At 52.6% G+C, this 705-nt stretch carries 1 protein-coding gene; it reads left to right on the top strand.

The features are described 5' to 3' along the window. Positions 1-199: 199 nt before the first annotated feature. Positions 200-705 (top strand): DUF6933 domain-containing protein (locus QEH52_RS19980; protein ID WP_308952729.1); only part of this gene is annotated, 506 nt, incomplete at its 3' end.

Below are 705 nucleotides of genomic sequence, written 5' to 3'. Positions count from 1 at the left end.
TGTGCAAAGTGCGGTCAGCCGGCACCGAACAGCCGGTAAGCAGGATGAAGAGAATTGGAGAAAACTTCAAAAGCATGAAATATTGGGCTGACCCCATCCGATCCGGCCCTCATCCGATCCGGCCCTCATCCGATCCGGTAGCGTTAATACCGCGAATTGATGTGTTGCCCGTGGTTCTATCGTATGCAGGATTCGCGCAGTGATTGCTCCAACAGATTTTTCCGACGAACTCGACTTGTATCTCTATGTGAGTGCCGCTGTGCAAAAGCATTTGCATGTCGGAAAGGAGGCAGTCTATTCGGACGACACCTATCAATTGCCAGAAGACTGGTGGTCCGTTTGGCGATGTGATCTTTTGACCAGTGATCCAAAGGGCGAGCAACACGCGGTCCTGTTTACAAACGCGGCGACCTTTCTTAGTTTTATCTGTCATGGCTTTAGCGATGAATTCGATGCACTTGTTGGTGAATTCGAAGCTATCTTCCTTGGTTCGCTGAAAGCGCAGGGGCTGCGCTTGCCTGCAAATGCCTCGACGCAGACGCGTCTGATTCGCGGCAACCCGCGTCGTTTGGTGGGCACTATGAAGGAGCTTAAAGGATCTGCACTTGCCTTTGCATCGGGCCCCGAAGGTTCCGTGACACCCGCTGAAATCGAACGTCGGTTGCAACATCACCCCTGCGGTTCGTTAGAAGGGACATTTCCCGA

The organism is Thalassobacterium maritimum (assembly GCF_031127805.1).
GTDB lineage: Bacteria > Verrucomicrobiota > Verrucomicrobiia > Opitutales > Coraliomargaritaceae > Thalassobacterium > Thalassobacterium maritimum.
This window is presented reverse-complemented; position numbering and strand designations above follow the sequence as displayed.